Source organism: Streptomyces cinereospinus (assembly GCF_042430725.1).
Lineage (GTDB): Bacteria > Actinomycetota > Actinomycetes > Streptomycetales > Streptomycetaceae > Streptomyces > Streptomyces cinereospinus.
The window spans coordinates 68924-75323 of the sequence record NZ_JBHMCY010000035.1; the positions used below are offsets into that span (position 1 = coordinate 68924).

A 6400-nucleotide genomic window follows, 5' to 3' on the forward strand; every position below is an offset into this window, starting at 1 on the left:
TTTCACTTTGGGGGTCTGGGGGCGACCCCCAGGATTCTTCTGTACGGCCCAACCAGGGCCGTCATAAGTACGTACTGCTATGAAGTTGCTGCTAGCTCGCCAGTCGGCGGCCGGCGTCCTCGATACGGTCGGCGAGGGAGCCGTTGATGACCTCGTCACCGACCTGCACCCGGATCCCGCCGAGGACCGCCGGGTCCACGTCGAGGTTGAGGTGCATCCGGCGGCCGTAGAGCTTGGCCAGCGCGGCGCCGAGGCGCTGCTTCTGGCCGTCGCTCAGCGGTACCGCCGAGGTGACGACGGCGACCATGCGGTCCCGGCGCTCGGCGGCGAGCTTGGACAGGGACTCGAGGCCCGACTCCAGGCTACGTCCCCGCGGCGCGGTCACAAGGCGCGTCACCAGACGCTCGGTGGTCGCATCGGCCCGTCCGCCGAGCAGGCTGCGCAGCAGCTCGCTCTTGGCCGAGGCGGTGGCCGCACGGTTGGTCAGCGCGGCACGCAGCTCGGTGCTCGAGGCGACGATCCGGCCGAACCGGAAGAGCTCGTCCTCGACGTTGTCGAGGGTGCCCGTCCGCTGCGCGGCGGTGAGGTCGGCGGTGTTCGCCAGCTGCTCCAGCGCGTCCACCAGGTCGCGGGGCTGCGACCAGCGGGAGCGCACCAGACCGGCCAGCAGGTCGACGGTCTCGCCGCTGACCTGGCCGCCGAGCAGGCGCTGAGCCAGCTCGGCCTTGGCCTCACCGGCCTGCGCCGGGTCGGTCAGGACCCGACGCAGCGACACCTCGCGGTCGAGCAGCGCGGTGACGGCCGCCAGCTCGCCGGCGAGCCGCGCCGCGTCCACGGACGTGTTGTCCGTCAGCGCGTCGAGACGCTCACGTCCGGCTGCCAGGGCCTCGCGGCTCGCTCCGTTCATCGCGTGGCCTCGGCCTTCTCCTCGAGCTCGTCGAGGAAGCGGTCGATCACACGGCTCTGGCGGGCGTGGTCCTCGAGGGACTCACCGACCAGCTTGCCGGCCAGCTCGGTGGCGAGCTTGCCGACGTCCTGCCGGAGCGCCGACGAGGCGGCCTTGCGGTCGGCCTCGATCTGGGCGTGGCCGGCGGTGACGATCTCCTCGCGCTGCCGCTGACCCTCCGCGCGCATCTCGGCGATGAGCGCGGCACCCTGCTCCTGCGCCTCCTGGCGCAGCCGCGCGGCCTCGTGCCGGGCCTCGGCGAGCTGGGCCTTGTACTGCTCAAGGACGCTCTGGGCCTCGACCTTCATGGTCTCGGCCTCTTCAATACCGCCTTCGATCGCCGTGCGGCGCTCCTCCAGAACCTTGTTGATGTTCGGAAGCAGCTTCTTCCAGAAGATGAAGAAGACGATGGCGAAGGCGATGGTGCCGACGAGCAGCTCCGGGCCCGGCGGGAGGAGCGGGTTCTGCTCCTCCTCGGCCGCCAGCTGCACCAGGTTGGCGATCACATCAGTGCCTTTCGTCGAATCGTGTCGGTGCGTAAGGGCTCTTACTGACCGAACACGAACGGCATAACGATGCCGATGAGGGCGAGCGCCTCACAGAAGGCGAAGCCGAGGATCTGGTTGGCGCGGATCAGACCGGCCGCCTCGGGCTGACGGGCGAGGGCCTGGGTGCCGTTGCCGAAGATGATGCCGATGCCGATGCCAGGGCCGATGGCGGCGAGACCGTAGCCGATGGAACCGAGGGAACCGGAGACCTCAGCGGCAAGCTGCACAGCGGACATGCTGTAACTTCCTTCTCTTTGCGGACCGGTGGGGGTTGGCCACCGGACGACTGGGGGTGCGGGCTGGTGGGATGGCTCAGTGGTGCTCGGCGAGAGCGCCCTGAACGTAGGAGCAGGCCAGCAGTACGAAGACGTACGCCTGGACGGCCTGCACGAAGAGCTCGAAGAGGATCATGACGATGGTCATGAGGAACGAGACGCCGGCGGCCGGGATCATGTAGCTGTTCAGCAGGTACCAGCTGGCGACGGTGAACATCACGAGCAGCAGGTGGCCGGCGAACATGTTGGCGAAGAGCCGGACCGCGTGGGTGAAGGGCCTCACGAGGACGTTCGAGAAGAACTCGATGACCACGACGAGCGGCAGCACCGGGCCGAGCGACTTGTCGTAACCGGTGAGGTTCTTGAACCCGCCCGCGAAGCCGTGCCTCTTGAAGGTGAGTCCGAGCCACACCACGTAGACGACCGCGGCGAGCACCGCCGGGAACGCGATGATCGACGACACCGGGAACTGGGCCAGCGGAATCACCGACCAGATGTTCATGATCCAGATGAAGAAGAAGAGGGAGACCATGAGCGGTACCCACTTCTCTCCCTCCTTCTTGCCGAGGGTCTCGTAGACGATCCCGCGGCGGACGAAGTCGTAGCCCGCCTCACCGACCATCTGCAGCTTGCCCGGCACCACCTTGGCCTTGCCGAAGGCCGCCCAGAAGAAGCCGATGACGAGCACGGTGGTGATGAGCGCGAGCAGCATCACCTTGTTGAACTCGAACCCCCCGACCGTGGCGATCGGCTGGAAGAGGAACGAGTGCAGGCCCGGAGCCGGGAAGCCACACCCGTTGTCGGACATGACCCGGCAACTCCAGTCAAAGGCGAGCTGGGTCTGGTCAGCACTCACCACGGGCTCCTTCGGCGTGACGCATGGGTACGGCAACCTCGTTGTGTCGGCGCGGCACGCGGCCGCGGGTCGGCACCGGACTGGTGTTACGGATGTGGGGGCGGCCGGGGGACATCGAGCCTCGCGATCGAGCAGGCGTCAGCTCAGATGCCCGCGCCCGCGATGCCGCAGTTGGCACCGGACGATAGCAGGAGTTCTCACTGGCCTTTATCCCGCCCCTACCCCTCACGACGACGGCCCTGTCTTCTCGGGCTGCTCGCTCTTCGAGGCGTCCGGATCGACGTAGAAGATCCTGGCCTTCAGGTGCGCACGGGCCTGCGCGGCCATCCAGACGACGGTCGCGACGACGAGGCCGACGGCGAACGTCCTCGGGTTGAAGAGAGAGGTGTCCTGGAAGAGGGCGACGAAGATCAGGAGCAGCAGGAGCTGGGCGACGTAGAGCATCATGCCCATGGCCTGGAACAGCTGCGGGAGCGTTTTTGCCGTCCACTGCAGAACGTAGAGGCCGATTCCCATGAACAGGATGGCCAGGACCGTGCCGACGGCGGCACCGAGCGCGCCCTCGCCGCCGGCGACCGCACCGCTGACGGCCACCGTGACCACACCGACAGCGGCTGCGGGCGCAGCTGTCTGCAACAGGTTCCGGGCGTCATTGGACGGCATGGCGGCAACTCCGCTTTCACAGGGGGGGCAGGGTGTCGTCATGGACGAGCGTAGTCCCGGGCTGAGAGAGAACCTCATGCCGGTGGACCGTCGCACCACGGTCCTTCGGCTCTATCCGGGGGGTTCTCGTGAACGGTATCACAAACTATTTGATGAGGTCTTTACCTGACGGTGTGCGGACTGTCACACATGAGAGTGACCGTGCGCGTCTGTGCAGCAACTGAGCCGCTTTGTCTGGTATTGGGGTTTCCGTTCCCCCACGGCTTGGCAATGCCTTAGTCAGATTCTTACCTTGTGAGGCGGGAGCGGGAGCCGACAGCGGTCGCCCCGTTGACCCCGGAGACCCCTGCGGCCACAGGCGTGCGCTCGTCCTCCCCGGCCGGAACCCCGGCCGGAACCCCGGCCGGGACCTCGGCGGCGGAATGCATCGGCGGACGGCGCCGGCGGTAGCGCGGCGGCACGAAGTGCTCGGCCCACAGCGGCGCGCGCGGGGTGAAGCGGGGAAGCAGCAGCAGGATCAGACCGATGGCGCTGAGCAGCACCACGCCCAGCACGATCCACATCGACGCCGAGTTCACCGAGTAGCCGAGGGCGCCGAAGGCGATCAGCGCCGACCAGAAGTACATGATCAGCACCGAGCGGCTGTGGGAGTGGCCGATCTCCAGCAGCCGGTGGTGCAGGTGGCCCCGGTCGGCGGCGAACGGGGACTGGCCGCGCCAGGTGCGGCGCACGATGGCGAGGATCAGGTCGGCCGCCGGGATCGCGATGATGGTCAGCGGCATCAGCAGCGGGATGTAGACCGGCACCATCTGGTGCACCGCGTTGCGCTCGGAGCCGGAGAACAGCTTCATCACGTCCGGGTCGACCTGCCCGGTCACCGAGATCGCGCCGGCCGCCAGCACCAGCCCGATGAGCATCGACCCGGAGTCGCCCATGAAGATGCGCGCCGGGTGCATATTGTGCGGCAGGAAGCCCAGGCACATGCCCATCAGGATCGCCGCGAACAGGGTGGCCGGGGCGGCGGCCTCGATGCCGTACGAGTACCAGATCCGGTACGCGTACATGAAGAACGCGGCCGACGCGATGCACACCATGCCCGCCGCCAGGCCGTCCAGCCCGTCGACGAAGTTGACCGCGTTGATGGTGATGACGACCAGCGCCACCGTCAGCAGCGTGCCCTGCCACTGGGTCAGCGCCACCGTGCCGACGCCCGGGACCGGCAGCCACAGGATCGTCAGGCCCTGCATCACCATCACGCCGGCGGCGATCATCTGGCCGCCCAGCTTGATCAGGGCGTCGATCTCGAACTTGTCGTCCAGCACCCCGATGAGCCAGATCAGCGCCGCCCCGGAGAGCAGCGCGCGCGGTTCGTTGGACCGCTCGAAGACCTCGCTGAGGTTGGTGAGGTGGTCGGCGACCAGCAGGCCGGCGCACAGGCCGAAGAACATCGCGATCCCGCCGAGCCGCGGCGTGGGTTCCCGGTGCACGTCACGCGCCCGGATCTCCGGCATCGCCCCGGCCACGATCGCGAACTTCCGCACCGGTCCGGTCAGCAGGTACGTCACCGCGGCCGTGATGCAGAGCGTCAGCAGGTATTCACGCACGGGCTTCCCCACAGGTCTCGCTGGCCATCTCAGCCCCACACCCTAGCGAGGGACGCATATGGGTGGGGACTTCCGGGTAGCGACGATGGTTGCACGTGTGGCTGTGTACGGATTTCCTGTTACCCCCGCTCACCGCGGATACGGCGGAAATCCACCCGCCAGCTCCCGGACTTCCTCACGCACCGCCCGGCTGTCGGCCTGGTCCCGCAGCACCCCCGCGATCAGCTTGGCGATCCGGGTCATCTCCCCCTCCCCCATGCCCTGCGTGGTGACCGCCGCGGTGCCCAGGCGCAGGCCCCGGGCGTCGGCGTGCGGCAGCGCACAGCAGTCCAGCACGATTCCGGCGGCGGCGAGCCGGCCGCGGGCGGCGCGGCCGTCGACGCCGAGCGGCGCCGGGTCGGCGGTGATGAGGTGGGTGTCCGTGCCGCCGGTGGTGACGCCGAGCCCCTCGGCGGTGAGCGCGGCGGCCAGCGCCCGGGCGTTGGCGACCACCTGATGGGCGTACGCCCGGAAGGCCGGTGTCGCCGCCTCGCCGAAGGCGACGGCCTTGGCGGCGACGGTGTGCATCTGGGCGCCGCCCTGGGTGAACGGGAACACCGCCCGGTCGACGCGTCCGGCCAGCTCGGCGGAGCACAGGATCATGCCGCCGCGCGGTCCGCGCAGCACCTTGTGCGTGGTGGCGCACACCACGTCGGCGTACGGCACGGGGCTGGGCGCCGCTCCCCCGGCGACGAGCCCGATGGGGTGGGCGGCGTCGGCGATGAGGTAGGCGCCCACCTCGTCGGCGACCTCGCGGAAGAAGGCGTGGTCGATGTGGCGCGGGTAGGCGATCGAGCCGCACACGATCGCCTTCGGGCGGTGCGTGCGGGCCAGGGTGCGGACCTGGTCGTAGGCGATGAGGCCGGTCTCCGCGTCGACGCCGTAGCCGACGAAGTCGAACCAGCGGCCGGAGAAGTTGGCGGGCGAGCCGTGGGTGAGGTGGCCGCCGTGCGGCAGGCCGAGGGCGAGGACGGTGTCGCCGGGGCGCAGCAGGGCGGCGTACGCGGCGAGGACGGCCGAACTGCCCGAGTGGCACTGGACGTTGGCGTGCGCGGCGCCGAACAGCGTCCGGGCGCGCTGGACGGCGAGCCGCTCGGCGACGTCGACGATCTCGCAGCCCGAGTGGTAGCGGGCGCCCGGATAGCCTTCCGCGTACTTGTTGGCGAGCGGCGAGCCGAGGGCGGCCAGCACGGCCGGCGAGGTGAAGTTCTCGGCGGCGATCAGCTGGAGCGTGGTCGACTGCCGGTCCAGCTCCCCGAGCAGGATGTCGGCGAGCTCGGGGTCCTGCCGCCGCAGGAGATCGGCCTCGGGGGCGTGGGTGACCGGCATGGTGGACTCCGGGCGTCGCGGTTTCCGGCTCGGGCCGTGGTGACGTAGGACCAATGTAGGCCGGAGCCGGCCCGGGCGCCCGCTGTCGTACGGCGGCGGTGGCGGGGCGGGGGCCGTGGCGGTGGTGGTGGCGGTGGCGG

7 protein-coding genes are annotated in these 6400 nt (G+C 69.4%); all 7 read right to left on the bottom strand.

What is annotated here, in order from left to right; genetic code table 11:
- Window positions 1–91: 91 nt before the first annotated feature.
- Window positions 92–907 (bottom strand): F0F1 ATP synthase subunit delta, encoded by an 816-nt coding sequence (locus tag ACFF45_RS19510; protein WP_381347676.1) that lies wholly within the window; start codon window positions 905–907, stop codon window positions 92–94.
- Window positions 904–1452, bottom strand: coding sequence for a F0F1 ATP synthase subunit B (locus tag ACFF45_RS19515; protein WP_381347678.1), 549 nt, complete (start codon window positions 1450–1452; stop codon window positions 904–906). Before ACFF45_RS19515 ends, ACFF45_RS19510 begins: the two co-directional genes overlap by 4 nt.
- A gap of 41 nt (window positions 1453–1493) precedes the next feature.
- Window positions 1494–1730: an ATP synthase F0 subunit C gene (gene atpE, locus ACFF45_RS19520; RefSeq protein ID WP_381347679.1), complete on the bottom strand. Its 237-nt coding sequence runs from the start codon at window positions 1728–1730 to the stop codon at window positions 1494–1496.
- Window positions 1731–1806: 76 nt separating this feature from the next.
- Window positions 1807–2625 (bottom strand): F0F1 ATP synthase subunit A, encoded by an 819-nt coding sequence (gene atpB, locus ACFF45_RS19525; protein ID WP_512701193.1) that lies wholly within the window; start codon window positions 2623–2625, stop codon window positions 1807–1809.
- 225 nt (window positions 2626–2850) lie between these two features.
- Window positions 2851–3288 (bottom strand): Cg1360 family ATP-synthase-associated protein, encoded by a 438-nt coding sequence (locus ACFF45_RS19530; protein WP_381347681.1) that lies wholly within the window; start codon window positions 3286–3288, stop codon window positions 2851–2853.
- A gap of 287 nt (window positions 3289–3575) precedes the next feature.
- Complete coding sequence (locus tag ACFF45_RS19535; protein WP_381347683.1) at window positions 3576–4892, bottom strand: MraY family glycosyltransferase; 1317 nt, start codon at window positions 4890–4892, stop codon at window positions 3576–3578.
- Between the two features lie 129 nt (window positions 4893–5021).
- Window positions 5022–6260 (bottom strand): serine hydroxymethyltransferase, encoded by a 1239-nt coding sequence (glyA, locus tag ACFF45_RS19540; RefSeq protein ID WP_381347684.1) that lies wholly within the window; start codon window positions 6258–6260, stop codon window positions 5022–5024.
- Window positions 6261–6400 lie beyond the last annotated feature (140 nt).

Bases quoted from the DNA above. Each gene is read 5' to 3' on its own strand.
- ACFF45_RS19510 (WP_381347676.1), bottom strand. From the start codon at position 907: ATGAACGGAGCGAGCCGCGAGGCCCTGGCAGCCGGACGTGAGCGTCTC.
- glyA (WP_381347684.1), bottom strand. From the start codon at position 6,260: ATGCCGGTCACCCACGCCCCCGAGGCCGATCTCCTGCGGCGGCAGGAC.
- ACFF45_RS19530 (WP_381347681.1), bottom strand. From the start codon at position 3,288: ATGCCGTCCAATGACGCCCGGAACCTGTTGCAGACAGCTGCGCCCGCA.
- atpE (WP_381347679.1), bottom strand. From the start codon at position 1,730: ATGTCCGCTGTGCAGCTTGCCGCTGAGGTCTCCGGTTCCCTCGGTTCC.